Source organism: uncultured Enterovirga sp., assembly GCF_964242715.1.
In the GTDB taxonomy this organism is placed as follows: Bacteria; Pseudomonadota; Alphaproteobacteria; order Rhizobiales; family Beijerinckiaceae; genus Enterovirga.
Genome location: NZ_CAXTAZ010000009.1, coordinates 27826 through 53556, shown reverse-complemented (window position 1 = coordinate 53556; position 25731 = coordinate 27826). Strand labels below are relative to the sequence as shown.

The 25731-nt window shown below is 67.0% G+C and carries 30 protein-coding genes; 2 read left to right on the top strand and 28 right to left on the bottom strand.

Going from position 1 to position 25731, the window contains the following annotated elements; genetic code table 11:
• Window positions 1-198: 198 nt before the first annotated feature.
• Window positions 199-4287: a hypothetical protein gene (locus ACFE87_RS06920; protein ID WP_375458894.1), complete on the bottom strand. Its 4089-nt coding sequence runs from the start codon at window positions 4285-4287 to the stop codon at window positions 199-201.
• Entirely contained in the window at window positions 4287-4703 is a 417-nt protein-coding gene (locus ACFE87_RS06915; RefSeq protein ID WP_375458893.1) for a DUF6950 family protein, read from the bottom strand. Before ACFE87_RS06915 ends, ACFE87_RS06920 begins: the two co-directional genes overlap by 1 nt.
• Window positions 4704-4937: 234 nt before the next feature.
• On the opposite strand from ACFE87_RS06915, the gene ACFE87_RS06910 reads away from it, so the two are divergent.
• Window positions 4938-5084, top strand: coding sequence for a hypothetical protein (locus tag ACFE87_RS06910; protein ID WP_375458892.1), 147 nt, complete (start codon window positions 4938-4940; stop codon window positions 5082-5084).
• Window position 5085: 1 nt separating this feature from the next.
• Here ACFE87_RS06910 and ACFE87_RS06905 read toward each other — a convergent pair whose 3' ends face one another.
• The 16 genes from ACFE87_RS06905 to ACFE87_RS06830 all read right to left on the bottom strand — a co-directional run bounded on the left by ACFE87_RS06905 (window position 5086) and on the right by ACFE87_RS06830 (window position 17662).
• On the bottom strand, window positions 5086-5742 hold the full coding sequence (locus tag ACFE87_RS06905; RefSeq protein WP_375458891.1) for a DUF2163 domain-containing protein: 657 nt from the start codon (window positions 5740-5742) through the stop codon (window positions 5086-5088).
• The gene (locus ACFE87_RS06900) at window positions 5742-6392 is read right to left on the bottom strand and encodes a hypothetical protein (RefSeq protein WP_375458890.1); all 651 of its coding nucleotides are present in this window, start codon (window positions 6390-6392) and stop codon (window positions 5742-5744) included. Before ACFE87_RS06900 ends, ACFE87_RS06905 begins: the two co-directional genes overlap by 1 nt.
• The gene (locus ACFE87_RS06895) at window positions 6392-8161 is read right to left on the bottom strand and encodes a hypothetical protein (protein WP_375458889.1); all 1770 of its coding nucleotides are present in this window, start codon (window positions 8159-8161) and stop codon (window positions 6392-6394) included. Before ACFE87_RS06895 ends, ACFE87_RS06900 begins: the two co-directional genes overlap by 1 nt.
• 620 nt (window positions 8162-8781) lie before the next feature.
• Window positions 8782-9207 carry a gene transfer agent family protein gene (locus ACFE87_RS06890; RefSeq protein ID WP_375458888.1) on the bottom strand — a complete coding sequence of 142 codons (426 nt, stop codon included), beginning with the start codon at window positions 9205-9207 and terminating at the stop codon, window positions 8782-8784.
• Window positions 9204-9659: a phage tail tube protein gene (locus ACFE87_RS06885; RefSeq protein ID WP_375458887.1), complete on the bottom strand. Its 456-nt coding sequence runs from the start codon at window positions 9657-9659 to the stop codon at window positions 9204-9206. Before ACFE87_RS06885 ends, ACFE87_RS06890 begins: the two co-directional genes overlap by 4 nt.
• A gap of 23 nt (window positions 9660-9682) precedes the next feature.
• Window positions 9683-10090 carry a DUF3168 domain-containing protein gene (locus tag ACFE87_RS06880; RefSeq protein ID WP_375458886.1) on the bottom strand — a complete coding sequence of 136 codons (408 nt, stop codon included), beginning with the start codon at window positions 10088-10090 and terminating at the stop codon, window positions 9683-9685.
• Window positions 10087-10491, bottom strand: a complete 405-nt coding sequence (locus ACFE87_RS06875) for an HK97 gp10 family phage protein (protein ID WP_375458885.1) — start codon at window positions 10489-10491, stop codon at window positions 10087-10089. The genes ACFE87_RS06880 and ACFE87_RS06875 overlap by 4 nt, the downstream gene beginning before the upstream one ends.
• Window positions 10491-10829: a head-tail adaptor protein gene (locus tag ACFE87_RS06870; protein ID WP_375458884.1), complete on the bottom strand. Its 339-nt coding sequence runs from the start codon at window positions 10827-10829 to the stop codon at window positions 10491-10493. Before ACFE87_RS06870 ends, ACFE87_RS06875 begins: the two co-directional genes overlap by 1 nt.
• A complete protein-coding gene (locus tag ACFE87_RS06865) occupies window positions 10813-11013 on the bottom strand; it encodes a hypothetical protein (RefSeq protein WP_375458883.1) in 201 nt (66 codons plus the stop codon). Before ACFE87_RS06865 ends, ACFE87_RS06870 begins: the two co-directional genes overlap by 17 nt.
• A gap of 10 nt (window positions 11014-11023) precedes the next feature.
• On the bottom strand, window positions 11024-11605 hold the full coding sequence (locus tag ACFE87_RS06860) for a head-tail connector protein (protein WP_375458882.1): 582 nt from the start codon (window positions 11603-11605) through the stop codon (window positions 11024-11026).
• 6 nt (window positions 11606-11611) lie between these two features.
• Window positions 11612-11899, bottom strand: a complete 288-nt coding sequence (locus ACFE87_RS06855; RefSeq protein ID WP_375458881.1) for a hypothetical protein — start codon at window positions 11897-11899, stop codon at window positions 11612-11614.
• Window positions 11900-11977: 78 nt separating this feature from the next.
• On the bottom strand, window positions 11978-13360 hold the full coding sequence (locus ACFE87_RS06850; protein ID WP_375458880.1) for a phage major capsid protein: 1383 nt from the start codon (window positions 13358-13360) through the stop codon (window positions 11978-11980).
• Between the two features lie 12 nt (window positions 13361-13372).
• Complete coding sequence (locus ACFE87_RS06845) at window positions 13373-14380, bottom strand: head maturation protease, ClpP-related (protein ID WP_375458879.1); 1008 nt, start codon at window positions 14378-14380, stop codon at window positions 13373-13375.
• Window position 14381: 1 nt separating this feature from the next.
• The gene (locus tag ACFE87_RS06840) at window positions 14382-15635 is read right to left on the bottom strand and encodes a phage portal protein (RefSeq protein WP_375458878.1); all 1254 of its coding nucleotides are present in this window, start codon (window positions 15633-15635) and stop codon (window positions 14382-14384) included.
• Window positions 15636-15641: 6 nt separating this feature from the next.
• Window positions 15642-17126 carry a terminase large subunit gene (locus tag ACFE87_RS06835; RefSeq protein ID WP_375458960.1) on the bottom strand — a complete coding sequence of 495 codons (1485 nt, stop codon included), beginning with the start codon at window positions 17124-17126 and terminating at the stop codon, window positions 15642-15644.
• A 38-nt stretch (window positions 17127-17164) separates the two neighbouring features.
• Window positions 17165-17662, bottom strand: a complete 498-nt coding sequence (locus ACFE87_RS06830) for a P27 family phage terminase small subunit (protein WP_375458877.1) — start codon at window positions 17660-17662, stop codon at window positions 17165-17167.
• A 745-nt stretch (window positions 17663-18407) separates the two neighbouring features.
• Between ACFE87_RS06830 and ACFE87_RS06825 the strand changes: the two genes are divergently transcribed.
• Window positions 18408-18635 (top strand): hypothetical protein, encoded by a 228-nt coding sequence (locus ACFE87_RS06825; protein ID WP_375458876.1) that lies wholly within the window; start codon window positions 18408-18410, stop codon window positions 18633-18635.
• Between the two features lie 164 nt (window positions 18636-18799).
• Here ACFE87_RS06825 and ACFE87_RS06820 read toward each other — a convergent pair whose 3' ends face one another.
• The 10 genes from ACFE87_RS06820 to ACFE87_RS06775 all read right to left on the bottom strand — a co-directional run bounded on the left by ACFE87_RS06820 (window position 18800) and on the right by ACFE87_RS06775 (window position 25729).
• Window positions 18800-19522 (bottom strand): transcription termination/antitermination protein NusG, encoded by a 723-nt coding sequence (locus ACFE87_RS06820; protein ID WP_375458875.1) that lies wholly within the window; start codon window positions 19520-19522, stop codon window positions 18800-18802.
• Between the two features lie 92 nt (window positions 19523-19614).
• Complete coding sequence (locus ACFE87_RS06815; protein ID WP_375458874.1) at window positions 19615-20100, bottom strand: hypothetical protein; 486 nt, start codon at window positions 20098-20100, stop codon at window positions 19615-19617.
• Window positions 20066-20992 carry a DUF1376 domain-containing protein gene (locus ACFE87_RS06810; RefSeq protein WP_375458873.1) on the bottom strand — a complete coding sequence of 309 codons (927 nt, stop codon included), beginning with the start codon at window positions 20990-20992 and terminating at the stop codon, window positions 20066-20068. Before ACFE87_RS06810 ends, ACFE87_RS06815 begins: the two co-directional genes overlap by 35 nt.
• On the bottom strand, window positions 20989-21330 hold the full coding sequence (locus ACFE87_RS06805; protein ID WP_375458872.1) for a GcrA family cell cycle regulator: 342 nt from the start codon (window positions 21328-21330) through the stop codon (window positions 20989-20991). The genes ACFE87_RS06810 and ACFE87_RS06805 overlap by 4 nt, the downstream gene beginning before the upstream one ends.
• A gap of 205 nt (window positions 21331-21535) precedes the next feature.
• Window positions 21536-21796, bottom strand: a complete 261-nt coding sequence (locus ACFE87_RS06800; RefSeq protein ID WP_375458871.1) for a hypothetical protein — start codon at window positions 21794-21796, stop codon at window positions 21536-21538.
• The gene (locus tag ACFE87_RS06795; protein WP_375458959.1) at window positions 21793-23871 is read right to left on the bottom strand and encodes a DNA cytosine methyltransferase; all 2079 of its coding nucleotides are present in this window, start codon (window positions 23869-23871) and stop codon (window positions 21793-21795) included. The genes ACFE87_RS06800 and ACFE87_RS06795 overlap by 4 nt, the downstream gene beginning before the upstream one ends.
• Window positions 23871-24515, bottom strand: a complete 645-nt coding sequence (locus ACFE87_RS06790; protein WP_375458870.1) for a methyltransferase — start codon at window positions 24513-24515, stop codon at window positions 23871-23873. The genes ACFE87_RS06795 and ACFE87_RS06790 overlap by 1 nt, the downstream gene beginning before the upstream one ends.
• Window positions 24512-24769 carry a hypothetical protein gene (locus ACFE87_RS06785; protein WP_375458869.1) on the bottom strand — a complete coding sequence of 86 codons (258 nt, stop codon included), beginning with the start codon at window positions 24767-24769 and terminating at the stop codon, window positions 24512-24514. The genes ACFE87_RS06790 and ACFE87_RS06785 overlap by 4 nt, the downstream gene beginning before the upstream one ends.
• Window positions 24766-25206, bottom strand: coding sequence for a RusA family crossover junction endodeoxyribonuclease (locus ACFE87_RS06780; RefSeq protein ID WP_375458868.1), 441 nt, complete (start codon window positions 25204-25206; stop codon window positions 24766-24768). The genes ACFE87_RS06785 and ACFE87_RS06780 overlap by 4 nt, the downstream gene beginning before the upstream one ends.
• A complete protein-coding gene (locus ACFE87_RS06775; RefSeq protein WP_375458867.1) occupies window positions 25154-25729 on the bottom strand; it encodes a GcrA family cell cycle regulator in 576 nt (191 codons plus the stop codon). Before ACFE87_RS06775 ends, ACFE87_RS06780 begins: the two co-directional genes overlap by 53 nt.
• Window positions 25730-25731 lie beyond the last annotated feature (2 nt).

Here is a 25731-nt window from a genome sequence, read left to right as displayed (position 1 = left end):
CGTGCCGCTAGGAAATCGGCTCGGCCTACTCCGTTACATTCGAAGGAGGCGCGTAGGGTTCGATTACGAGTTCGCCTGCTTCAACCTTCGCTACGATTATTGCCCAATACTCTACGCGAATGTCGGTAGGGAAACGGTAGCGGCCGGCCTCCGTCACCATCTCCACGTATCTGTGAGCCGGATCGAGATATCGGACAGTCATCGGCGTCGTAGCTCGACCTGAAGGCGCGTCGGAGGGGTAATAGATATTGTTCTACCGGGCGGTACGACGGTCGTGTTTTTGATCTGTAAACGGTAAAATGTCGGAACAGTGCAGTTTACATCAAAAGAAAACACAGATGCCGTCGTAAATTGCTGCGTGCGGATGATTTCACCGGAGGCGTCGCTAACCAATCGCATTTCGATCGTGCTTGACCCACCCGAACCCGTGATCGTTGCATTGATGGTGGCAATCGCAAATGCATAAGCTCCTGGCGCGCCAGCAACAGCCATGACAACGATGTCATACCAAATTCCTGCGTTTGACGGGTAATTTCCGACCGGCGCACCGAAATAGCCTTCAAGCAGCGTGTTGATGGCGCCTGGCGCTATCAGTGACGTCGTGACGATGAGGTTCGCGACAGAGAGAGTGCCCGTGGCTGAGTCGTAGATGAATCCCGGAACGCCCCCGGAACCGTCCCCGAACAGGACCTTCGTCGCGTCGAGCAGTATCCGGCTTGTCCCGTCGTTCATCGCCAGAACGGTGATGCCCGTCGGTTGCCCGTTCGCGACCAGCCTCATGCGGTAGGCGGCATAGGTGCCGGCCGGGCCGCTCTCCGCGAACAGCCCGATCTGGCCCGAGGCCGAGCCGTAATTCGACTTGACGTTGACCGCCGTGATGTCGGCCGCCTGAGCGATCTCGCTCGCGATCCGGGCCGAGTTGATCGCGTCGGCGTAGGCCTGAAGGCCGCCAATCGACGCTGCGTTCGATGCCGCGCTTGAGGACAGTGCGAAGTTCGAGGCCACCTGTGCCTGCTGAAAAGCGATCAGGCCGGCATAAGTGTTCGCGAGACCCGTCGCGGGATCGTTGAGGGATGTCTCGAGCGCTTGCGTTCGGGATGCTAATCCGCTGATGGCCGTCGCCCTCGTGGTCTCCTCCGTGACGAGGCGCGCGAGGTTGGTCCCGACCGTTGCTGACAGACCGGAAAGCGAGGTCGACAGGGCCGAGGTCTCGCTCGCCCTCGTGGTCTCCTCCGTGACGAGGCGCGCGAGGTTGGTCCCGACCTGGGCGGCCACACCCGTAGCGTAAGTTGAGAGCGCAGCGTCGGCGCTCGCCCGAGTGGTCTCCTCCGTCACCAGCCGGGCAAGGTTGGCGCCGACAGTTGCCGTCAGGCCAGACACCGACGTCGATTGCGCAGAGTCTGCATTGGCCCGCGTCGTTTCCTCGGTGACGAGGCGGGCGAGGTTAGTCCCGACCTGGGCTGCGAGCGCCGTTCTGGCCGTGACCTCGGCCGTGTCACCGCTCGCGATCGCTTGCTGCAGCTCCGTATATTGAGCCGCGCTCTGGTCTCTCACCGCGAAAAGCGTCTTGGACGCCTCCGAGATCGCCTGCCGGTTCTCCTCGAGCCTGGACGTCGTAACCTGCTGTGTGGTGGCAACGATCTGGCCAACCCGGCCCGTGAAGGCGCTGACGAGCCCGGTCAGGTCGGCGACGGCAGTGTTGGTCAGCTCGAGGTCGGACGCGAGCCGGCCGGCCGAGGTCGACTGCACGATCGAGCCGAAGGCCGTGATCGCCTGCTGAGCCGCCGTGACGAGCACCCCAAGATCGTCAACCGTCGCCTGGGCCGCCTTGGACGAGATCGAGCCCTGAAGCGCGTCGAGGCTCTGCTGGACCGTCGTGACCTGCTGAAGGAGCAGCGCGCCGTTCACGGTTCCGGACACGATCGACGACGCGATGAGGTCGACCGTGCCCTTCAGGGCATCGAGCCCGACTGACACCGAATTGACGCGGCTCGTCGTCTCGGTCCGGACCTCCTCGACGCCCCGGATCAGGTAGCCGCCGCCGCTCTTCGTGAGCCCGGCCGAGTAGATCTGGCCTTTCAGTTCCGAGAGGCCGGAGACCACGAAGGCGACCGCCTCGTTGATGAGGTCGACATTCGCCTGAACCTGCTTGGCGGAGCTCTGGGCCGTGCCACGCGTATCGGGATCCGACGACAGGGCGCGTTCGACATCGCTGAACAGCGCGTCGGCCCGGGCGAAGGCGTCGGCCGCCGCATCGAACGCGTCAACCGCCGCCTGTTTCGCCTCTCCGATCGATCCCGGGCCGCTGCCGGTCAGGATGCCTTCGAGCACCTCGTCGAGATGCCCGATCTGAGCCTGGACGAATTGCTCGCTGCTCGTGACCTGAACCCATGGCGTCCAGGTGGTCGTCCGGAGCGGGGTTGTCCGGATCGTCGCGCGCGCCTCGTAGGGCGTCTCGCCGACGACGCCTTCGGAGATCAGGATCTGGCCGTCCCCGGGCGACGCGTCGGTCGCTTTCAGCGTCGTGGTGGTGCCTATAATCCGGTACTGCACCTCGACGGTGTCGACCGCCGGATCCTCCACGGGCGTCCAGGTGCAGAGGAGGCCGGGCGATTGCGTCGTGCCGTCATCGCTCGCGATCGCGATCGGCTCGACGTCGAAGCTGGCAACCGTCGAGATACGATTGCCCGGCTGAGTGCGGGCCCGGATGACGGGCGGCGCGGCCTGGTCGACGGCCGTCCAGGAGAAGACCGCCGCATTCGTCTCTGCCAGCATGAGGCTGACGGCCTTCGTGGCGGGGTCGGGGTCACGGTCCGAGATGCGCCAAGTGCGCGTGCCGTAGCGCTCCGAGGCCCAGGTGATCCAGTCGCCGACCTGCAGGTCGACGTGATTGAACCCAAGCGGGATTTGCCCTGAGGCTTGCGCCCTCGCCTCCAGGCGCCGGATCTTGGCGATGCGCTCGGCCTGGAATTGCGACGGCACGGCGAGGAGGTCGAGCGTCTTCCGCAGCTCTTCGCCGTCGGTCTCCTCGTCGGCCGCCGATATCTGGGCGCCATAGCTCTGGGGCTGGTAGCCGGAGGCCGGGTCGAGGAACTGGCCGTGGATGCCGTTGACGAGCTCGGCCCGGCTGCGCTTTGCCGCGAAGGAGACAGGCTGCCCGATGACGAGGTCGGCATCGGTGATGGTGCGGACGGGCGATTGCGCGGCGCCCGCCTGGCAGAAGTAGCTGCCCTGGTAGTCGTAGAGGTAGCCGGCGAAGGTCGAGAGCAGCGTGTCGAGCACCTGCCGATGCTGCACGCCGTCGTCGGCGGTGAGGATCGAGGCGCAGCGGTAGCGCTTCTCGGTCCCGCCCGCGTCCAGCGTGACCGCCTCGTCGGCGATGTTGGCGGCCGCGACGAAGGTCTCGCCGATCAGGTCATAAGCCGGCACGCCCATGCCGAGGATGCGCTCGCCGCCCCGGTAGAAGCCGCGGAGATAGTTCTCCGTCGCGACGACCGGGTTGTCGTTGAAGGCCCAGGTCGCGACGTCGTCCCATCGCTGCGATCCGGAACCGCCGGCCGTCGAATCCTGCCGGCGATCGTAGAGAACGGCGCCGTCGAACTCGAAGGAGAGGTCCGGTATCCCGCTCTCGTAGAGAGGGGCCTCCGCGACGTAGTGATAGCGCACCGCGGCATAGGTCATGCCGCTCAGGATCGAATTCTCGGTCCAGCGCCCGGGCGGGTTCGAGGATTGGACATAGGCCGGATCGGCAATCGTCTGGCTGCCGTCCCAGAAGGTGACGAAGATCTGGTTCGGATATTTCTCGAACCGGTAGTAGCGGAAGCCGAGCGCGCTGCCGTCGGTGTCCAGGATCGGCGTTTCCTTGACGCCGTTGATCGTGACGGAGACGAGTTCCTTCGACCGCCAATCGGAGAGGACGAAGATCTGGTCCAGGAAGGTGTTCGAATAGCCCCAGGTGTTGACGTGGACGAGGTGACCCTTCGCGAGGACCCGACCGACCGGGATCTGCCGGGCGACGTCGCCGCCGATCTGGATCGAGGTCTCGACCCCGGTCAGCGACTCGCCTGCCTTAGGTTTCGGCGCGAGCGCCTGGGCCAAGGTCGAAAGGCCGAGGCTGACGGCGATGCCGACGAGCGTGCCGCCGATCGAGCCGGCCAGCGCCGCGCTCGCGCCGAGCGAGCTGATCGCAGCCGTCAGCCCGATTGCCGTCGAGATCGGCTCGGCGCGCACGGGTTCGGGCACCGCGACCCATGCCGTCGCGGCGAGGAGCAAGAAGCGGAGGCGCATCACACCCTGAAGGCTCGGAGGACAAAGGCGCGCGGGATGCGGATGTTGCCGGGCCGGTCGGCATGCTTGCCGACGAAGCCCGTGCCGATGCAGACGACGCCAGCGAAGCCGGAGCCCTCGGGCACCTTGACGACTCCGAGGTCACCGCGGCCCGCGAGTGCCGGCGGCACCTCCGGGAAGGCGCTGGCGAAGGCGTCCGCCACGTTGGCGAAGCCGCGCTGCCGGAGCAGCTTCCCGGCCCCGATCTCGCTCGTGTAGCCGCCCCGGACGCCCGGCCAGGGCTCGGCGCCCGTCATCGCGAGGACCGCGTCCATCGGCAGGAGGTAGCAATCCGAGACGCCCCAGCCGAAGGCCAGCGCATCATGTCGGGCCACGATATCGAGAAGCCGCTCGGGCCAGTCCTCGCGACGGGTCAAGTCACGCGACCGAAACAGGCGAGGCCGGGCAGCCTTGCGGCACGACCCCGGCCTCTTCACCATCGGGAGTTGCGACACAGCCGATGGAGAATGGGGATGAAGAAGATGCCGAGTAGGAAACCCTACGGGCGCGTTGTGGCTTCGGCCTCAGATCACCCCGGGCCAACGCAGGTCGTGGGTCATATACATGGCGGCTTTCTTCTGTCGGACGTTCGAGGCCGCCCGAAGACCGTCGTGATCCAACATGGCGACGAGGTCCCTCGTCACGAGCTGCACATCTCATTCGACGATTCCATGTTCCTGTTGTCGATCGTGAAAGGCATCCAGCTCGATTGCGAGATCCCGTTCCCGGACGACCCGCGCGGGCCGGCAGACCGCTGATTCATCCGAACAGCCTCGCGAAGAACCCGCGATTGGCCCGCCGCGCGTCCGCCGCTCGCTGCTGCGCCCGCGCCTCGTCCGACACCCGGCCGAACAGGATCTGCTCCGAATGGACGGTCGCGACATGGGCGAGGCCGTCGTCCAGCGGGTTGATGCGGCGCTGGTCCCCGTCCGACCGCATGCGGTAGCCCGTCTTCGTGTGGTCCCGAAACCTGCTCTCGAGATGGCATTCCAGCACGGCCGCGCGGTCCACCGCCTCCGTATGGACGATGCGATCAATCATCCCGCGGAACTCGACCTCGACCGACAGGAGCGCCGCCGTGTCCGGGTCGAAATAGGCCGTCATGATCGTGCAGGGGCGCTGGTGGTACTGCTCCGCCTCGATCGTGGCGAGGATGTCCGGCGTCAGCGCCGTGTCCGGGATCGAGGTCAGCGTCGCCTTGACCTGGACGGCGGAGAGGTCCGACGTCTGCCGAACCCCGTCGAGCGCGATGAGCGAGCCCGCGCCGACATAGGTGATCTCTTCGAAGGTGAAGGGTCCGAGCCCCGACCAGAAGCCGTATTGGCCGGAGCCGAGGTCGAACAGGATCATGGCCCGGTCGACGATGCGGCCGGCGTCCAGAGCGGTCTGGGTCGGGCCGGCGAGTGCGAGCGCCATCAGCCAAGCGCCTGGATGCCGGAGAAGGTGATCGGCGCCCGCGAGCCGGCGCTGCGCGAGGCGGAGATCGAGGCCGGGTCGAGGATCATGGTGCAGCTCGGCCGGACCAGGTGCGCCAGGGCGCCGGTGGTGAAGAGGTTCGTCGGCACGCGCGGCTCGACCGTCAGGGTCACCGCACCGCCGCCCGAAGCCGTGGCGTCCTCGACGATCCGGAACAGCCCGAAGCGGCCGCTCTGGACCAGCCCAATATGGTCACCCGCCTTCAGGGCGAAGCCGCCCGGCAGCGATGTGAGCGTGAACCCCGTGGCGGAGATGGACGAGAGGGTCGCGGTGCCGTCGAAGGCCCCGCCACCCGCTCGGGTCAGCGCGAGGAGCGCGGCCTTGCCGTAGCCGACCGGATACGGCTTCAGCGCATCGTGGGCGAGGAAGAACCGGAGCCCGCCCCGGAGCGTGTCGAGCCAGGCCTGGAGCTGCTGAAACGCCGCCCGTCCCATCGGCGCATAGGTGAACTCGGCCATCCAGCGCGGCTCGGCCGCCTCGCGCACCTGTGTCGTCCCGCCGGCGAGCTGGTTCGTCGACATGAACCGGCGGATCTCGAACTGGCTGCTGAGGACGCCGCAGAGCATCGCGCGCGGAAAGGCCAGCGCCATCAGATGCGCCCTCGGCCGCGCAGGTCACGGATCTGCGACGAAAGCTGGCCGGCCAGCCGACGGTCGCGTTGGTCCAGGATCGCGTTGAACTCGCCCTGGCCCATGGTGGAGCCTCGGGCGTCGATGTGCGTGTCGCCGAGGCTGAGGGAGACACCGCCCCCGCCGCCCCGGGCCAGGACGTTGTTCGGAACGATCATGCCGGCGTTCCGCGGCACCAGAAGCTCGGGACCACGCTCCCCGACCAGATAGGGCTGCCCGGCGGAGACAGGCCCGCCCGCTGCACGCGCCGGAATGGACGACCCGCCGCCGCCGAACAGGCTCGCGATCGAGCCGATCAACCCGCCAGCCTGGCCGGAGGTGCTCGAGGCGGTGCCGAACAGCCCGGCCAGCGGCCCTTGCCCGAGGATGGCAGCCTGAAGGGCGGCTCGGGCGATCGACTGGACGACGTTGGCGAAGACCTCGGACAGCTTCTCCCCGCGCATGATGGCGCCGTCGAGCGCGTCGATCAGCTCCTGACCGGCGAAGGTCTGGAGGGCGAAGTTCTGCTGCCCCCCGCGCTGGGCCTCGGCGTAGGCCGCCGTGGCCTTCGCCAACTTCGTCGACGTCTCGTCGATCCGAGCCGCATAGGCGGCGTCGATCTCGATGCCCTCGCGCTTGAGCATCTGCTCGAGGCGCAGGGTCTCGATGGCCTTCGTCCGCTGCTCGTCGTTCAGCCCCAGCGCACGGGTTTCGACGGCCAGGCGCTCGGCCGTCTCCGTGGCGCGCCGCTCCTCGCGTTCGAAGGCGTCGAGGGTGTCCTTCTCTCCGCCACCGCCGCCGCCTGTCCTCCCAATGGGAGCAGGACGGGACGGGGGGCCCTTGTTGACCGTAATGGCGAGAGGCGCTCGCTTGTCGATGAAATCGCGGAGTGCCGCTCGACCACGTTCCAGCGCTGAAATCTGCCCATCGAGTGAGTTCGTGATCGAACTCTCGCCAGCCAGGGAGTCGACAACCCCTCCGACACTGCGAAGCGAGCCCAATAACGCCTGCAACTCCCGCATCGTCGTTTCGACAAACTGGGCGATCGGGACTGCCATCTCGTGTGCAGTCTCGGCCACGTAGGCTTTGACAGCCGTGAGCGCCCGCTTCCAGAGGTCGTCAAATTCCTTGGACAAGTCCGCGAGTCGCTGAAGATCCGGCGCGGCTGCTGCCGCTTCTGCTCGCAACCTACTAAACTCGCCGCTTGCCTCACGAATCCTGCCGACTGTCTCGGAATCGATCCCGAGGCCGGCACCCATCTCGTTCGCCTGAAACCTATTCGGCGCTCTCTGGATGAGGTCGACGACCTTGTCGAAGGCCTCCCCCACATCCTTCACGTTCTTAACGCCGTTCGCGTCGAAGAGCTTGCTGAGGGCGTTCTCCTCACCCCGACCCATTCGGTCGAGCAGCGTCCCGATCTTATCGAAACCTTTCAGCGCGCCCTCACCGAGCAGCTTCTCGACCGCGAAAGCGTTGCTCAGCGACGTGCCGGTCAGCTCCGCCGTCTCCTGAAGCCGCTTGAACCTGTCGAACAGCCCTTCGACGAGCTTGATGCCCGCCGCGGCTCCAAGGGCCAGCCCTGCTCCCAGCGCCACGCCGATACCGCTGGCTGCCGGGTTGGCCCTTGCAAAGCTGGACTCGATCTTCGAGACGCTGTCATCCGCGATGACGCCAGCCTGCTTGAGCTGGCGCTCGAACTGGTCCAGCTTCGCCTCAAGGCGAACAACAAGGGCCGCTGCGTCAGATGCCATTTAGATCCACCTTCCCGCTTGTCGTCGTATGTCTTCTCGCTGCCTCAACAACGATCGCGGCTGAATGGGTCGTCTCTGACAAAACAAGCCAGCTCGACGGCGCGAGATTCATTAGGATCGGGCGCGATGCTCATGAGGTGGACCGATCGCCCGTGACCAGCCAGACCAGAGGACGCGGGGAACTAGGTTTGGTTTGCGAGTACAAGAAGCCGTATCTTTACGTCGGCTTCACGCGAGGTTACTTCCCGCGACAATCGACCGTGTCATATAGATTGACGATCTGCCGCCGGTGTCCAAGCAGCGGTGGTCGACCAGTGGCGAAAACAACGCCGCTGTACTCAAACCAGAACAAGGGTCAACCGCCTTGATACGTAGCCTTTTCTATGCAAAGCGATTTGTCGTCAGAATTGAAGACCCTGAGGTGGAACTCACCTTTGACCTTGATGGCTTCAAAGAGGCCACGACGCCGTTCATAGCAGCGTGCGGACTTTAGCTCGCCAGCCACCCGGCATGCCGCTCAACCATCGCATCGAACTCGGCATCGCTGATCTCCGGCGCCGGCTCCTCCCCGCCCTGCGCCCGGTTCCAGCCGTCGATTGCGGCCGCCATCTCCCAAAGGCTTAGTTCATCGACCTGTCGGGCGGTCCAGCCGAGGGCTGCGCCACTGCCGTAAAGGGCTGAGAGGACGAGCCGGCCGTCGCCTCCCCCTCGGCTTTTCCCTGGCCAACCGGGTCGTCGGGCACGCCGATGATGGCGGCGATCAGGACGGCTTGGGCGGTCTGCAGGCTCTCCATCGGAGGCCGCGCGTCCACGTAGTTCAGCACCCGCTCGAGCGCCGCGATCGGCTCCATGCCGCCGCCGATGAGGCCGAGCCGGATGGTCTCGCGCGCGTCGTCGATGCGCCAGGTCCGGTTCGCGAGCCGGTCCAGGATCTCGAGCGGGCCGGCATTGCACTTCGTCTGCAGCTCGCGGAGCTGCCCGATGGCAAGCCGGAACCGGTGCTCGCCGTCTCCCCAGAGGAGCGTGATCGATCCGTCCGAGCTCATGCCGAGGCCGGAACCCAGGCGAGCGCGCCGTCGGTCACCATCGTGACCTCGACGCCGATCTTCCCGTCAGATTCGTTGCCGGCGAGGTTGAAGCGCGTGAGGACGAACTTGCCCACGTAATGCCCGCCCCCATCGGCGAGCGGCACGTCGAACTTGATGCGGACGTTCTTCGAGGCGCCCGACAGGAACCAGGTGCGCCACATGGAATGCGCCGCGAGCGCGAGCCGTCCCGACCCGGTAATCTCGCCCGAGAAGGACCGGATGGTGCGCTCGACCCAGGAGGGCAGGTTGGGATCGTCGCAATCCGGGACGGTCGAATCCGCCGTCTCGGCCGAGAGCCCGAGGCCCCGTGCGACGAGCGCGCAGGGCTGCGAGAAGACCTCGGTCGGGGTCGTGCCGTCGCCGAGCTGCACGAGCAGCTTCGACCAGGCGGCCGTCTTCGGCTGGGCCATGTTGTCGTCTCCTGGTGGCCGGGTCAGGCCGGTTCTGTGAGGGCGGTAAAGGTCAGGACGCCGTGCGAGGTCACCCCGTCCGGCTCGCGGAGGAAGCGCGCCTCCTCGAAGGTCAGATCGACGAGGCGCGTGCCCGCCTCGAGGGTGAGCCCGCCGGCGAGGGCGGCCCGGGTGGCGGCCGCGACCCGCTTGGCCTCCGGAAAGCCGGTGGCGCGGGACCAGACATGCAGGGTCAGGGTAACGTCAGACCCCTCGTAGCCGCCGTCGCCGCGGTCGGGCAGGATCTGGTCCTCGCCGAGCGTCACGTAGGGATAGGCGGCCGCCATCGGCGGGGTGTCGTAGATCCGGTCGCCGACGACGGCCGTGATGTCCGCATCGCCCTTCAGCGCCGCGACGAGCGCCTTCTGGAGCGGCAGGGCCGGGTCGCTCATTTTGCGGATTCCGTGACGGCCTTCTTCACGGCCTTGGTCGTCGCCCGCCGGATGGCCGGCTTCCGGAGCCGGTAGCTCGGGAAGAAGAAGGGCTGCGCCGGCGCGCGCTCGTTCCCGAATTCCTGGCCCAGCGCGTAATCGTATGTCGCGGCCTGCCCCTCCCGGACCGGCTTCGTGGTCTGGGCCCCGCCGGCCTTGACCGAGATCGACAGCTCGCGCCCGGGCGTGCGTTCCGCGCGGATCGAGGCCCGCAGCGCGCCCTTGCGGACCGGCACGGCGCGGCGGGCGAGGTCGACGAGCTCGCCCGCCTGTTGCACGAGCGTAGCGTCGATTCCCTTTTTCACCGCGGCCGGGATCGCTGCCATCAGGGCCCGGAAGCGCCGGGTGCCGTCCGCCGCCATCAGGTCACCTCGGCTTCGCAGACCATGGTCCACCAGGCGCGCCGTCGGTCCATGTCGGCCGCAGCCCGGATGGCGAAGACGGTGCCGGCCCGCAGATCGACGAGGCGCCAGGCTGGCGTCACGGCCGAGGTCGATGGGTCGAAGCGCACGATGATCGTCACGGGCTGGCGGCCCGCCAGGCGCTCGGCCGTCATGGCCTCGGAGCCGGCCTGCATGAGGTACAGGGCCGAGCGGGTGAAGCGCAGCGTCCAGCCCTGGACGCTGTTCCCCATCCCGTCGTCGCTCGCGGCCGGCTCCTCGAACCGAACCCGCTCGCGCAGGTCACCCGCGCTCGGCACTGGTCCGCTTGCCCTTGAGCTCGTCCGACTTGTCGTCGGGCAGCCTGGTGCCGGCCCCGACCGCGTCCGCGCCCGCGGCATGCGCTTCCGGGATCAGGTCCTCGGTGCCGGCCTTGTACGCCTTGTCGGTGAAGGAATTGGCGGGATGGTCGTAGTCCCGGGTAAAGCGGTATCGAACAGCCATGAGCGTCTCCTCAGAGGCTCCACACCCGCCACGGCGAGAGGAGCGCGTTGATGGCGGGATCTTCGACTGCGTTCGTGGGCCGGTCCTCGCCCCGGTTCGCGTATAGCCGGGTCACCATCATCAGGACGGCCTGCCGGATGGGCGCCGGGCCGGTCCAAACCGGACTGTTGCCGTCCGACATCGGCCAGCCCGCGACGTAGCGGATCCGCACCTCATCGGAACGCCAAGCCAAGGAGCCGATCCAGCCGGAGACCGGGCGCACGAACCGTCCCGCCTCGAGGAAGTAGCCCTCTGGCGCGATCGTCTGCTCGGTCCCGGCCGCGTCGACATGGATCACGGACTCGACCGAGATCACAGGCTGGTACGGCAACTCGACGCCGGGCAAGAAGCACGGGCCGCGCAGCTCCAAGGTCTGTCGCCCAAGAGCGCGCCCAAGCCAGCCGCTCGGCCCGTCGATCGTTGCGGTCGCAGCGGCTATGAGGCCCTCGATCATCTCGTCGTCAGTCGAGTCCTCCAGCTCGACCCGAAGCTGTCGTTTCGCCTGGGTAAGCGAGACGATCGGCTCCGGAGGCTCGATGACGACGACGGACAAGGCGGCTTACTCGGCAGCCTGCTTACGCAGGTTCTCCTCGACGGCCTTCGCCGGCTCGAGGCCTGGGTCGTTGAAGTCGATCCGGTTCTGCGCAACCGTCGTGTTCGCGCGCGGGTCGTTGTCGACGGCCGGGTGCTCCGGATCGACGTCCGACACGATCTGCACGGGAGCGCCGGAGGTGGAGAACTCGGTCGCGGCCGGGACCTCCGCGGGCTTCGCCATCTCCTCGCGGTGCTGGTCCATGCTCTTCTGGGCGGCAGTACGATCGTCCGCCTTGGTCTTCTTCGCGGCCATGGTGGCCTCCTGGTCAGGGTCGTTGCGGGAAAGGGTGGTGCGGCGGGCTCGATCGGCCCGCCGCTGAGCGCGCGTCGCTTAGGCCGCCGCGACCTTCAGGGCCCGCATGGGCTCGGGGTTGAACACCCCGCCGCCGACCCGCTTCACCGTGTAGAAGTGGATGTACGGCTTGTTGGTGAAGGGGTCGCGCAGGACGCTGATCCCGATCCGGTCGATGACGAGGTAGGTCGCTTCCATGTCGCCGTAGAGGGCGACGATGGCATTGGCGGCCACGGTCGGCATGTCCGGCACCTCGACGATCGGCGCGCCAGCTATCGTCTGAGGCTCGCCCAGGATGTACGAGGGCTGCCAGAGGTAGTTGCCCTGGCCGTCCTTGAGCTTCCGGGCAGCGCCGGTCGTCAGCCGGTTCATGTACAGCTTGGCTGCCCCGGCGAACTCGGACGGGAGGCTGTACATGAGGTCGAGGATCCCATCCGACGTGAGCAGGGTGGCATGGCCGGACACCCCGGCCGCGATCGCCCCCCACGGATGCCGCGCAGCGTTCGCGGCGCCCGTGACATAGGTCAGGATGCCATACGGCTTGTTGGTGCCGTCACCGGAGAGGAAGGCGATGCCCTCCTGCCGAGCGAACTCGGTCTGGACCTCGTCGGCTAGCCAAGTCTCGAGGTTGATGGCCGCATCGTCGAGGAGCTGCTGCGAGATCGCCGGGTTCGCGTAGAGTTCTCCCGGGGTGAAATCCAGCGTCCCGATCTGGGGCGTCGTGGTGGCGGGCCGCGACGCGGTCTCACCGACCCAACCGGAACCGACCGCCCGATCCGAGAACAGCTTCTTGAAGCCGTTCACGGTGATCGCGATCACGCGCGAGTTCGCACGGATCTGGGAGATCCGCTTGAGCTTGTTCGTGATCGTGCGGTCCCACTCGATCGGGGTGAAGTAGCCGCCGTCCGCGTCGGAACCCTTGGTCATCGCTGCCTGGACGAGCGAGGCGTCGATGTCCGTGCCCTTCCGCATATGGGCCTTGAACGCGGCCACGTACTCGGGGCTGGTCGGCGGGAGATCACCGAGTTCGGCACCCGGCTGGACGCGCGCGGCGGCAACCTTGAGCGCGAGCTCGTTGATCGTGGCCTGCAGGTCGCCGACCGCGGTGTTGATGCGGTCGACCTTCTCGGCGACGACCACGTCGGCCTTGGCCTTCAGCTTGTCGTCGTTGGCGGTCTTGAACTCCTCGAACGCCTTGACGAGTTCGCCGAGCATGACCTTGGGATCGGAGACGTCGGCCTTGATTGCGCTCACGATGGCCCGCGGGAACGAGCGGGACGCCATGGCGGCACCGATCGTCGCGAACGGCACGATCGAGGGCAGCGCCGCAGCGCCGGTGATGAGCGCGGCCGAAGCGTAGGCATCGGACACGCTGAGAAAAGCCACCGCGACGAGCGCGGCGACCATGAGAAAACGAGTCATGGAATGAACCCCTTAGGTTCTGAGGGTGGCGAGAGCCCGGGTGAGCCCGGACCAGTCTTCGGCGCCAGCGCCCGGCGTGGCTTCAGGGACAGCGCCTGGCGTGCCCTTGATCTCGGAGATGGCAGCGCGGGCTTCCGTCCGCGTCTTGCCGTGCGACACGAGGATCAGCTCCATCGCGCGCAGCTTGTTCGTGGCCTGATCCGAGGCTTTCGCACCCGGATCGGTGATGACCTGGTCAGCCGGCAGGAGCGCGTCCGCGAACCCGCGTTGCACCGCGAGCGAGCCCGACATGTAGGTCTCGTCGTCCATCCACTTCGTGCAGGCCTTCACGTCCTGGCCGGAGCGCGCGGCATAGACCTCGGCCATAGCCTGGTCGAAGGGCTCCAAGAAGGACGCGACCTCCAGGAAGTCGTGCCGGTTGCCGGCCGCGAGGACCGAGCAGTTGTGGATCATCAGGAACGAGGCGGCACCGACCTCGACCGTGTTCCCGGCCATGGCGATCACGGAGGCGGCGGACGCCGCGATGCCCATGACCTTGATCGTCACCGGGCTCGGGTGCTCGCGGAGCACGTTGTAGATCGCGATGCCCTCGAACATGTCCCCACCGGGGCTGTTGATGTGGACCTCGACCGGGCGATCGCCGATGGCGCGGAGCTGGGCGGTGACCCGCTTGGCGGTGACGCCCTCGCCGGACCAGAAGTCTTCGCCGATTGGCGCGAACATCGTGATCACGTTGTCGTCGCGGGCCACCGAACGGACGCCGGCGGCCTCCGCCGACCACTTCTCGAAGACCTCGGCCGGCGTGAACGCCGTGATGTTGCGCTTCGACGGCATCGGCAGCGCGGCCGGGCGCTCGTCGCGGGCCTTGATGCGGCTGAGGACGCCACGAGGACGCTTCAGCAGCTCGGGCCGGGGGAACTCCGCCGATCCAGGCAGGAGCTTGGCCCGGCCCGCGAGTTGGCCCCGGTCGGGCTTCGCGTCGCCGGTGGAGCGTTCGGACCTCGTCTTCTCGTCAGCCATGTCAGGCTCCGTCTTTCAGCGGCGGACCGCCGTTGTGGCCGAGCATCGTATTCGGCGGGATGTCCCGAACGGGGAGGTCCATGAAGTCGCGAGCCTCGTCGGCGTGCATCCAGGGCTGATGCCCCCCAGCGCCCAGAGCTTTTGCAAGGAAGTCGCCTTGCTCAGCCATCGAGCCACGAAGAAGGACCCCGGCGTTGAACTTCACCTCGAACCGATCCGCCTCCGCATCGGTGAGCAGCGACCGCTCGATCGCCTGCTGCCACGCGTCGAACCACGGATTGAGGCCGTAACGGACGAAGAACTGGCCCAAGACACCAATGCCGGAGCCCCAGCTCGTATCGTCCATCATGAGCAGCGGGCGAGGAACCCCCAGAACCCGGGCGATCTCCTCGATCTGATGCTTCCGTAGCTCGATCGTCTGGGCATCCTTCGCAGTCGAGGCGATCGCGACGGGCGACAGCCCCTCTTCGAGAATGGGCATCTTGCCGGCGTTATCTGCCCCGGCGTAGCCGCTGGCCCAGCTGTCCTTCAGCCGCTTAATGGCTATGTCGGACAGCTTGTCCTTCGTGCTGAGCGCAAGCGGTACAAAGCTCCCGTTCTTGAACAACCGAGAGACGGCGAGATCCTGGGCGAGCGCCAATCCTATTGCGTCGGCGGCCTGCCGCACAAGCGAAACCCCAAGTACCCCGTTCGAGCCCATGTCGGGCATGTTGCGGATGTGAAGGATCTCCTCGGGGGCAAAAGTCTGGTGACCGCCGCCGCCCGGCTCATAGCGGTAGGACACGCGCCAGTCCGATCCTTGGATTGGCGTCACCCTGTCCGGGTTAAGCGGAACTAGGCTCAGCACCTCCCTCCGCGCCCCACGAACGATCAAGGCGTACGCGTTCCCCTTCACGAGCGCGCGGAGCTGCATCAGAACGCGAAAGTCGTATGCGCTCTGATAGTCGTTCGGCTTGCGGTGCAGCACGCGAAAGAGAGGGTGATCTCGCGCCTTCTCCTTCGTGTTCTTCTCAAGGAGGTGTAGCGGCAGCATGCCGATTGTTTGAGAGATCAAGCTCAGCGAGCGGAACACTGCCGGGTTGCGCATCGCGCTCTCGACCGAGACCGAAACGCCCGACGTGGTCGCCGTGCCCGACCGGAGGTACTCGACGAGCCTCGGATCATCGAACGACAGAAAGGCTCCCGCGTTAGCGTGGATCCTCGACGAGGAAGAGGCCTCGGGCGATCGGCGGAATAGGAGATCGAGGATGCCCATCCGCCCTCACATGAAAAGAAGGCCGCGCTCCTGATAAACGGACGGTCCCTCGTCGGTCTTCCGATCCCGCGCCTTCAGGCCAATCGCCATCGTCAGCGTGACGGCGAGATCGATCCGAAACCGGGCCTTGTCCTTGTCGATCTTGCGGTTGCCTGCCGGATCCGACGTCGCCACCGCGTTCGCGATGTTCCAGGTCAGGAGCGGGTTGCCAGGATGGACCAGCTTGCGGTCGATGACCGCCTGCTCGAACGCATCGATAGCCGGGCTCATGTCTCGGAACCCCTGCCCCCAAGGGACCAGTCTCAGGCCGTCGCCCTTCTCGCCATCCTTGTGCGAGGCGAAGCCGATCCGATCGAAGTCCTTCAGCAGTTCGTCGATCTTCCACCGGTCGTAGGCGAGCCCGAGAACGGTGTAGCTGCCGTGCAACTCGGCGATCCGACGCGCAACAAGCTCCTTGTCGACAGTCCGGCCCGGTGACTTCGTCAGGTAGCCGGCCGTCTCCCACTCGACATAGCGATGGTTGCCGGATCCGAAGTCCCTGTTCGAGTGCTCGACGAGATAATGCTCCGGCTTCCACGCGAAAGCGCGGACCCGCGACGGGTCTGCCGCGCTCACCATGACGAGGGCGGTCAGGTCGACCACCTTCGACAAATCGAGACCGAGATAGACTTCCTCGCCCTCCACGAATTCAGCCTGGCCGCGGCAGGCGGTCCATTCGGCCCGGCTGATCAGAGAAGCCGTCGGGGCGACGCGCTGATTCAGGTAGAGGTTGCGAACGACCGGCTCTTCGGCCGGCATGCGAATGGCCTTGCCGACCAAGGCTCTGAGATCATCGAGAGACCTGAAATCTCCGAGCGCTGGGTTGGCTTTCCGCCACTGCACCTCGTCGCCGAGTTCGCAATCCTCGTCGGCCGCATAGAGGTGGCAGACGATCGTAGGGTCGTTCGCGTTCAGCCCATCGTCGATGAGGCGCGAGAGGATGTGCTCCGGATCATTCGATTGTGTCGAGATGGTCGCGAACAGCGGCTCCGACCGGGCGCCCATCGAGGTGTCCAGGACGTCGTACAGCTCCCGACTTTTCGCCTGGGCGAGCTCGTCGAATATGACGAAGGTCGGGTTGAGGCCGTGCTTCGTGCCGGCCTCTGCCGAGATCGCCCGGTAGAAGCTCCCGTTGCTGTAGCAGGCGATCGTCTTCGTCGAATCCGTGATCTTCACGAGCGGCATCAGATCGACCGGGTCCGCCCGGCAGATCTGCGCCGCCACCTTGAACACCTGAGCGGCTTGCTCCCGGTCGTTCGCAGCGCTGTAGATCTCGCCGTTCTGGACAGCCTCTGGCCCGATCAGGTGCGCGAGCACCAAAGCTGCGATCAGGGCCGTCTTGCCGTTCTTGCGTGCGATCGAGAGGATGGCCCGCCGTACCAAGCGACGGCCTGTGATCCGGCTATGCGGTTCGTAGATGTCCCGGATGAAGCGCTTCTGAAAGGGCCGCAGCAGGAACGGGCCGCCTTGCCCCTCCCCTGAAGGGACGGTCAGTGCTTCGATAAACCTGACGACCCGGGCAGCCCGATCAGGCCGTCGAATTTGCTGGCCGGCTTTTCGGCCGGAAGCTTCAGATCTGCGCGCGCCCTCGGATTGAGCCCGAGCCGGTCTCCGAGGGAGGCCAGCAACGTCGCCTGCTTGTCGAGAATGCGAAGCCATGGGTTCGGCTGCTGGTTCCCGCGTTCGCTTGTCACGATCCAATCGAAACCAGGCGCGGAGATTTCATGCGTCGCCTGCTTGTGGACTGCCCAGGCAGTGGCAAACGCGGACAGGATGAAGCTGTCGACCTTGGCGTACAGCTTCGGCGGCATTGATCCGCGGATGACCTCGATGCACCCCTGAGCGTCTTCGTGCAGATGATCCGGGATGAACACGTCCCCAACCGCCTCAATGCCGAAATCAGGGAGGTCTGAGCCGCCGCGCTTGCCGGGAGAGCCGTCGAGCCGATTAAGCTCGGGCAGCTTCTTTCGTGGTCCTCGTGCGCCCATGACAGTTTCTCAAAACTTGCGGCGACGCGCGTTGAGGGATGGGACCGGTGCAGAGACTGCGGGTCCTAAACTTTTGACCCCCCCTTATCCGAGAGCGGTCGGCCATCCGTCATCGTGCAGCGCCTGAGGTCCGCGTCCATGCTCCTCACGCTGGGCCCCGCCGTCGTGGCACGGCTTGCACAAGCTCTCGAGATCGCCTTGCCAGAACAGACCCTCGTCGCCGCGGTGTGGCACTCGATGGTGAGCGTATTGCGAGACCGCCCGCGAGACAGCGTTCGCAGAGTGGTTGTGCGTTCAACTGCAGCGCAGACCGACGGCGCCATCGCGCTGTCCAGTACCAGCGTCGCCAAGGCTGAGTTTCGGTCCGGCGCTTGTCGTGCTCGGAGTGTACCTTCACGAACTGCCGCGCTCGGTAGCTTCCAGTGGACCGGCTCCCTACCATGGCGCGCAATGTGCAGGTCAATCATCGACGTCCCGTAACGGGCGCTTAACCCGCTCCGCTCAATCTCGGTTCTGACGGAAGACCACACCGTTGAAGACCCGGCGCTCCCACCCGTCCTCACAAACCGGAGTGCCGGGTTCTTTCGTTCTATCCGATACGACAACGCCCCGCTCCGATGATCTGGGGCGGGAACCTAGCTCTTCATCGCAACGGTCGGTTCATGCATGCGTGCGAAGATCACAATCGCATAGGGCAGGCGTGACCTGAGCACGAGGTGCGATCATGTCGCCAGGAGAGCGGTTGATGATGGCTGCCGTCGGCGTCATCTGTGCTGGGCTATTGATTAAAGGCCTCAAGACCGGCGTGATGACCGGCGAGTACGACGACTACGATATCAACGCGCAGCCAATTCAGTTCGCACTGAAGACGATCGGCTACGGAGTGGCGCTGGTTCTCTGCATTCTCTTCGCGGCCGGCTATCAGACGCACGAAATGTGGAGCTGGGTCACTGGGCTCATAGGTAAGTCCTGACGCCGCTCGCTCGACACTCACTGATAGTGTCAAAATTCCGATCGGGACGGTAGGAAGACTGGACTTAGAGCGTAGCTCGCCTGGGGCGAGACCCTGATGGCGCCTACCGCGCTCGGGTCCAGAAGCCGTAGCGCCCCACCGCACACCGGCAAATCACCTCGCGGTTATAAAGCACAGAGTTCGTCTACCGCAAGCTCTGTCCGCGTCGCACGCCCAAACATTTCCACAACGACCGTGAGAGTTCCCTTCTCGTCGTCGACGCCCTCGATCTCCGCAAGATGACCGGCCAGTGACCCAGACTTGATGCGCGCCAGGCCCCCATCCACGGCCCAATCGGGCATCTTCGCGAAAGTCCTCTCGCCTCGCTTAAACGTGGCGTTGAACTCTCCTGCCCTTTCTCGGGCAACGATCCGCTCGATCAGGACGTCGGGCACCGCTACCGCGCTGCCGGCAACCTCGACGCAGCCTGAAATGTCGTGGGCCTTGGCCTCGAGGTCTTGCACGATGTGCCGGGGATCCAGGCCAGCCGGCAGGTGGGCGAAGACATACCGGAACATGAGAGGCCGGACGAAGGCGACCCGCTTCCGCTTCTGCCCACGGCCCCGATAGGTGAGCTTCACCGAGCGCGGCCAATAGGTCTGCACGCCCCGCAGGCCGAAGTAGCGCCTGACACGGTCAGCACTTGCCGTCACTGGCGCCGCGACGATGATGCACCAGTGCTTGCCGGGAGCGCTGATCTCATAGGCGTCGTCGATCAGCTTCATCTCAGGCTCGGACGTCTTTCCGACGGTCTCGACAATCGTGCTGTCGCCGATGCGCCAGATCCCTTCGACGAAGGGCAGGCTCTCGACCATCTCGACTGGCACGTGGTCCCCGATGTTGAACACGGGCCGGTCTGCGAACCGCTGCTGGGTCGCTTTCTCGACGCGCTCGACGAAGCCGCCGGTCTCGCCTCGACCTGCCTTTGACGTCCGCATGGTCATGCCGCCTTGGTGTCGTGGTGGTCGTGATGGGGGTGGACGGGTCGGTCGGCCGGCGCCGGTCCAAGGCTCGCGACCGCCGCCGTCTTCGACAGCTCCACCCTGAACGCGGCGAGGCGCTCTGACACGCGCTCCCGTTCGTCCTCGGGGATCTCGCGCTCGACCTCGGCCTTGAGGAGCATCGCGAGCCGGTTGCGGCGCTCGTAGACGGGGGAGAGGACGTCAACCACGATCTGCCGGAAGCGGGGCGGCTTCGGCGCGAAGTCCGGATTCACGCCCGCCACCTCGCCCCGCATCCATTTCCGGCGTGCTTTGTCGACGGCCCAAGCCGGCAGGCCTTCGAGTGCCTCGGCCCATGACTGGGCCCGAGCCCTCTCGACAGCCGGGCTTGCGTTGTCGGCCGGGTAGTTCGCGAGCAACGTCGCGATGGCCGCGCCGATGTCGCGCCGGCTACCCGGAGCCAGCAAGTCGGAGAGGCCGGCCAAGGTGGACGAGACCTCCGTTCGCTGCGCCATGGTGAGAGCGGCGGTCGACGGGATCTTCGGTGGGTAATCCTTCGTCATCGCCGACACCGAACGCATCAGCCAGGGCGGCAGTGCGGAGGTCGGCTCGCGAAGGTTGGCGATCTCGGTTCCCATGGCGATGTCCGTTGAGAGGGTTGAGCGTGCGGCCGACGAGCGGGATTGGGTCGCGAGTGCCCGCATCCCGGGCCCGGCGGATCGCTGCCAGGATGTCGTCCGGCCTGCTGCCACCCGTATCGCTCGTCCACCGGCCGATGTTCGATCTGGCCTCCCGATCTGCGACGCCCATGCAGCGCATCAGGTGGACGCCTTCGGTCCAGAGGCGCTCGACCGGGTCGGAGGGCCAGGAATCGTGCTCCGCATCGTGGGCCGGCGGCGGCTCGCCGCCCGAACCGCCAGGTTCGGAACTCTTCCCTTCCCTTTCCTTCCCTTCGTCCCCTGTCACAGTCTCTGTTACAGACACTGTGACAGTCGCCTCGCTGGACTGTGACCGCTTCGCTTCGAGGGCTTCACGGGCCGCCACAGTTCTGTTGCTGTTGCCGCGAAGCTTCGTGGCAGCCTCAGCGGCAAGCTCGGTGACCGTGCTGTGATAATAGCGCCCGTCCCGCAGGTCCCATCCTCGCATGACGTCGTCGCGAACGGCCGCCCAGCCGTCAGGGTCGCACATCGCTGCGTCCGCCAGCACGTCCTCGTCGGACTCGATCGAGCCGGCCGGCAGCTCGTGCCAAGCCCGCATCCAAAGGTTCATGAGGTAGAAGGCGAGGTGCGGCTCGCGCTTGCAGCGCAGCCATGCCTTCGACTTGCGGAGGCGTTCAATCTGGAGCGGCATGTAGGGAAGGCGGCGCACATCGCTCATGCCGCGACTCTCTGGAGTGACAGCTGTCGACTCGCCTCATCCACCCGGGTTGCCAGCCCCAAACGCCAGGCGCGGCCGAGCACGGCGCCACGGGTCACGTCCGGGCCGAGGCGGGGCGCGATCTCGCTGGCGGTGAGGCCGGCCTCGCGAAGTCGGGCGAGCGCTTCGTCCCGCTCGCGAGACCAGCGTGGCCGCGTCTGGCGAGACGAGAGGCCTTGCCGCTTGGCCCGCTGCGATACAGCCGGCACGGAGACGCCGTAGCGCTCGGCAAGGGCGGCGATCGGAATGCTGGAGCACCAAACCCGCGCGAACGCCTGAGGAGAAGGCTGGATGCTCATGGGCGCACCTCGCCGAGGTGCCGGTGCTCGCCGCAGAAAGCCCGCCCGCGCTCGCGGAGACCAGCCCAGCCCGGCGTCGTGAAGATGAATGTGCTCCAGTCCGAGCAGCCGGGCGCCTCGCAGCGTCTGGCGTCGTGGACGTGCTTGGGCGCGGCCTCCGGGGCCGGCTTGCACATGTCCCAGTCAATGCGACGCGCGGAGGAGGTCACGGCAGCCGTTCCTCGACGAGACGGGCGTAACCGCCGATGTCGTGCCAGTGATCCGCGTGGTCTGGGTTACCCGCGCAGGCCCGCCCGACCTTATGCAAGATCATGTCGATGGCTTCGCGCGCGACCGGTGACATGCGGGCCCAGGACGGCGCGGCGCGAGCGATGTCCTTCAGCGCTTGCGTGACGGCAGCGTGGTCCGTGAAGTCGCCGTGGACGGAGCGGCGCTGTTCGAGTGTTGCGGACAGGTCTGCGGTCATTCTGCGGCCTCCAGGAAGAAGGGCATCGCTTCGGGCCGGCGCCGCGGGTCGCGGCGGTTCTGGTCCGGCACGTAGTTCGCGGCGACGAGGGCCTGCGACATCACGGGCGAGACCGAGTTCCCGCACATGCGGCCCTGCTGCTCGAGGGTGAGCGGGACGGTGCTGCCGTCCGCCAACAGCCCGCGGTCAATGATGTAGTCGGGGCAGAAGCCCTGGGCGTTGAAGCGCTCGCGGGGCGTCAGCATCCGCATGCCGATGTCGACGATGACGAAGGGCTCGCCCGCGATCGTCACCGTGACGAGCCCGTGCCGCGGCTTCGCGGTGATCGTGTGCAGCGGCTCGGTGACGGGCTGCGACGGCAGGCCCTCGCCGTAATACTTGGCCAGGAAGGCGTAGACCGTGGCGGCGTGGTTGCCCTGGGCCGAGGCGGTCGGGGCCGGCGCGTCGGCCGGGCCGCCTCGGCGATCGGAACCGCGCAGGTTGAGCATGTGGGCCGCGACGATGCTCTGCTGCCCCCCGGTCGCGGTAACGGTCGAAACTGGCTCGTCGGGCATGCGGCCAGGAGCGCCGGGACGCGGCCCCTCGTTATGCTGGGCCAGGAAGGCGGTCACGACCGCGGCCTTGCCTGCGCCGCCAGCCGTGATGGTCCCTACCGGCTCGTCAGCCCCCGACCCGACCGACGCTCCGAACTGCCGCGAGAGGTGGACGGCCGCGAGGTGGCCCTCGTTCCCGGTCGGCACGATGACGGGCGCCGGCTCGTCGACCGGGCGGGTGCGGGGATCCTGGCCGGGGCGCTCGCCGTAGCGCGGGACAAGGAAGGGTGTGACGAGGTGCAGGTTCGCGCCTCCCGCCGTGATCGTGTGCGTCGGCTCGTCGGCCCCGTTGAACGGCTTGCCGGCATTCCGCATCGTCATCAGGTGCGGCGCCACGATCCCGAGCGGAGCCGCGCCGCCGCAATGCGTCTCGGAGGCATGCGCCGTCACGGTCGCGAGCGGCTCGTCCATGGAGTGCCCGGTCGAGCCCGAGTTGAATTTCGTGACGAAGGGCGTGACGACCGCGTTCTGGTCCTTCCGGCTGGCCGTGAGCGTGTGCAGCGGCTCCGTGATGTCGCGATTCAGGCCGCCCTGCTGCGCATAGCTGGCGAACGGCGTGACGAGCGCCTCGCCGCGGCCGGCGGTCATCGTCGGCGCCGGCTCGTCCGGGTCGTGGATCCGGCCCGCGTCGCCGCCGCCGTGGTTCACCTGGACGATGAACGGCTTCGCCGCCGTCACGACGTAGCGCATCGTGCCCTTGGCTATCCGGGCCATGGTCGCGTCGGCGAGCGGGCGGTTGGCCCGAATTCCGAAGCGGGCCTTGATCTCGGCCGAGGTCTCGAAGATCGACGGGCAGGGCAGCGACCAGTCAATGATCTCGGCAGCGGTCCGCCAAGGCTTCAGTCTGCCCGCCGCAATCGCGGCCGCGCCGATCGGGTCCTTCGGATTGCCGTGGGTCGGGGTCGGCCAGATGATCGGGTGGCCGTCGCGCCGCGCGATCCAGAACAGGCGCTTCCGGATAGTGGGGGCACCGTAGTCGCAGGCGCGCAGCTCGCGGTGCTCGGCCACGTAGCCGAGCGCCTCCCAGGCCGCGCCGAACTGGCGGAAGATCTCTCCGCGCCGGTCCGGGCAGGGCCGGCCGCATGCGAGCAGCGGGCCCCATTGCGCGAATTCCTCGACATTCTCCAGGATGACCACGCGCGGCCGCTGCCACGCCGGCAGGGATTTCACGAAGGAGAAGCCGGTCCAGGCGAGCCCGCGGATGTTCCGGTCCCGCGGCTTCCCGCCCTTGGCCTTCGAATGGTGCTTGCAATCGGGCGAGAGCCAGAACAGCCCGACTGGCCGCCCGGCGCAGAGCCCGACCGAATCGACCGAGACGACGTCCTCTTCGGCGTGGCGCGTGTCCGGATGGTTCATCCGGTGCATCGCCAGCGCGATCGGGTCGTGGTTGATCGCGATGTCCGGCGAGCGGCCGAGCGCCTGCCCGATCCCGGTCGAGGCGCCGCCGCCGCCGGCGAAGCTGTCGATGACGAGCTCGCGCATCATGCCGCCACCAGAGCGTAGTCGCCCGGCCGCTCCAGGATCCGGCGGCAGGGCGGGATCCAGGCAAAGGCCGTCCGGTCGGCCGGAACGGGCTTGTGCGGCCTGCAGAGCCAGACAATCCAGCAATAGGCCGTGGCCGTCGAACCGTTCTCGACGAGGCGGCCGCGGTGCATGGGCACGCGCTCGACGAATTGCAGGATCGTCTGGGGTGGCCGGCGCGAGAACAGCTTCGAGTGCCGCCCAACACCTTCGAGGAACGCCGTGCGGACCAGGATCGCCGCGCCGCACCGCGCGAGGCCGATCATCTTCTCGGCAAATTCCTCCGCGAGCCGGAAGGGCGGATTCGTGATGATCCAGTCGAAGACCGGCTCGTCGCCGTGAAGGAGGAAGTCGCGGACGGCACCGGCACCATACGGATGCACGTCGGAGCCGTAGGCGAGCTCGAAGAACTCGGAGAGGGGCCGTACCATGTCCCCGGTCCCGCATGCCGGATCCCATGCCCGCTTTCCTTTCAGCGCCGGGTCGGCTTCGGCGAGGCAGGCGCACAGGGCCCGGGTCGCCCATGGGGGCGTCGGGAAGAAGTCGAGCGAGTCGTGCGCCTCGTGACGCTGCTGCATGACGGCCGAGGAGGTGTTCTGGCTCATGCCCCGCCTCCGGAAATGCGGGCCAAAGACACGCCTGAGCGATGGTCGACCTCGATACCCAGGCGGGCGCGCTCGCCGGCCCGGGCGGCGACCCGGCGCTCGTGCTGGGCCCGGACGAGGTGCTTCCGGTCGACGTGACGCGCGATCAGGTTGGCGACGTCTGCCTCACGGTAGCGGTGAGCTTCCGCGATGGCGGCACTGTCCTGGCCGGCCGCCCATTCCTGGACGACGATATGCGGATCCGCGCACCTCATGCCGGCTCCGCAGGCCGGATCAAGACGCGGACTGTGCGAGGCTTCAGGTCAGGATCGCGCTCGATGGTGACGCGATCGGCCAGCCTGTCGTTCTCGATGATCCCGTGCGTCTGCATGAGGTCGCCGAGGGCCTTCTCCAGGTTCGCGAGATCCTTCCGGGTCGGGCCGGCCGAGATCGTGATCTCGTATCGGCCGGAGATGCGCCCTGGCCGTTGGGCCTGGATCAGCCAGCCGGCGGCGTTGATCCATGTGAGGTAGGCCTGGGACTTCATACGGCCCGGCAGGCTGCGACCGTACCGGCGCGCACGCTCGCGCCGCGCGACCGACACGTTGGCGAACAGCGCGTTCACGCTCGGAGGCTCGGGCAATTCGAGCACGACGAGGTCAGTGACCACGCGGCGGCTCGGATCGAAGATGTCGGCGAGAGCTGCGCTCATGCGGCCCCGGCTGGGAAAGAAGCGGCGCGCGGCGCGCCTTCGGGTGGCTCGAGGTCCAGCACCTGTCCTGATGCATTTGGCAGTAGGGGTTGCCGGGCGCGGTCGTCCGCTGGCCGCAGTATCGCGTCTCCGCCGGGCCCTTCACCTCGTCGGCGATGAAGCGGCACATCGTCTGTATCTCGGGTCTGTCGAGATCGAAGATGGTCGGCCTCGGGCCGCGCGGAACGAGGACGGGCGGCGGAGGGAGCGGCGGCGGAGGCAGAGCGACCACGGCCGGCGGCGGCTCGCCGCCTGGCTTCGCAATGGCGGCAGAGCGCATGGCGGTAGCGGTCGACGGCTCTCGCCGCGGAGCCCGCGCGGTCACACCGGCAGCCCGGAACCCTCGGCGATGGACTTGGCCGAGAACCGCGTTCCTGGTCACGTCCGGGCCGAGCGCCTCGGCAACTTGCCGCGCGCTGCAGCCTTCGTCGCACCACATGCGGCGGAGCAGCTCGACGCGAGCCTTGGTCCAGTCGAAGCTCATGA

Bases quoted from the DNA above. Each gene is read 5' to 3' on its own strand.
- ACFE87_RS06830 (WP_375458877.1), bottom strand. From the start codon at position 17,662: ATGGGCGCACGAGGACCACGAAAGAAGCTGCCCGAGCTTAATCGGCTC.
- ACFE87_RS06920 (WP_375458894.1), bottom strand. From the start codon at position 4,287: ATGCGCCTCCGCTTCTTGCTCCTCGCCGCGACGGCATGGGTCGCGGTG.
- ACFE87_RS06895 (WP_375458889.1), bottom strand. From the start codon at position 8,161: ATGGCATCTGACGCAGCGGCCCTTGTTGTTCGCCTTGAGGCGAAGCTG.
- ACFE87_RS06855 (WP_375458881.1), bottom strand. From the start codon at position 11,899: ATGGCCGCGAAGAAGACCAAGGCGGACGATCGTACTGCCGCCCAGAAG.
- ACFE87_RS06775 (WP_375458867.1), bottom strand. From the start codon at position 25,729: ATGAGCTTCGACTGGACCAAGGCTCGCGTCGAGCTGCTCCGCCGCATG.
- ACFE87_RS06850 (WP_375458880.1), bottom strand. From the start codon at position 13,360: ATGACTCGTTTTCTCATGGTCGCCGCGCTCGTCGCGGTGGCTTTTCTC.
- ACFE87_RS06790 (WP_375458870.1), bottom strand. From the start codon at position 24,515: ATGAGCCAGAACACCTCCTCGGCCGTCATGCAGCAGCGTCACGAGGCG.
- ACFE87_RS06800 (WP_375458871.1), bottom strand. From the start codon at position 21,796: ATGACCGCAGACCTGTCCGCAACACTCGAACAGCGCCGCTCCGTCCAC.
- ACFE87_RS06795 (WP_375458959.1), bottom strand. From the start codon at position 23,871: ATGCGCGAGCTCGTCATCGACAGCTTCGCCGGCGGCGGCGGCGCCTCG.
- ACFE87_RS06880 (WP_375458886.1), bottom strand. From the start codon at position 10,090: ATGAGCGACCCGGCCCTGCCGCTCCAGAAGGCGCTCGTCGCGGCGCTG.
- ACFE87_RS06900 (WP_375458890.1), bottom strand. From the start codon at position 6,392: ATGGCGCTGGCCTTTCCGCGCGCGATGCTCTGCGGCGTCCTCAGCAGC.
- ACFE87_RS06845 (WP_375458879.1), bottom strand. From the start codon at position 14,380: ATGGCTGACGAGAAGACGAGGTCCGAACGCTCCACCGGCGACGCGAAG.
- ACFE87_RS06825 (WP_375458876.1), top strand. From the start codon at position 18,408: ATGATGGCTGCCGTCGGCGTCATCTGTGCTGGGCTATTGATTAAAGGC.
- ACFE87_RS06905 (WP_375458891.1), bottom strand. From the start codon at position 5,742: ATGGCGCTCGCACTCGCCGGCCCGACCCAGACCGCTCTGGACGCCGGC.
- ACFE87_RS06780 (WP_375458868.1), bottom strand. From the start codon at position 25,206: ATGAGCGCAGCTCTCGCCGACATCTTCGATCCGAGCCGCCGCGTGGTC.
- ACFE87_RS06805 (WP_375458872.1), bottom strand. From the start codon at position 21,330: ATGAGCATCCAGCCTTCTCCTCAGGCGTTCGCGCGGGTTTGGTGCTCC.
- ACFE87_RS06785 (WP_375458869.1), bottom strand. From the start codon at position 24,769: ATGAGGTGCGCGGATCCGCATATCGTCGTCCAGGAATGGGCGGCCGGC.
- ACFE87_RS06890 (WP_375458888.1), bottom strand. From the start codon at position 9,207: ATGAGCTCGGACGGATCGATCACGCTCCTCTGGGGAGACGGCGAGCAC.
- ACFE87_RS06865 (WP_375458883.1), bottom strand. From the start codon at position 11,013: ATGGCTGTTCGATACCGCTTTACCCGGGACTACGACCATCCCGCCAAT.
- ACFE87_RS06810 (WP_375458873.1), bottom strand. From the start codon at position 20,992: ATGAGCGATGTGCGCCGCCTTCCCTACATGCCGCTCCAGATTGAACGC.
- ACFE87_RS06885 (WP_375458887.1), bottom strand. From the start codon at position 9,659: ATGGCCCAGCCGAAGACGGCCGCCTGGTCGAAGCTGCTCGTGCAGCTC.
- ACFE87_RS06840 (WP_375458878.1), bottom strand. From the start codon at position 15,635: ATGGGCATCCTCGATCTCCTATTCCGCCGATCGCCCGAGGCCTCTTCC.
- ACFE87_RS06875 (WP_375458885.1), bottom strand. From the start codon at position 10,491: ATGGCGGCGGACGGCACCCGGCGCTTCCGGGCCCTGATGGCAGCGATC.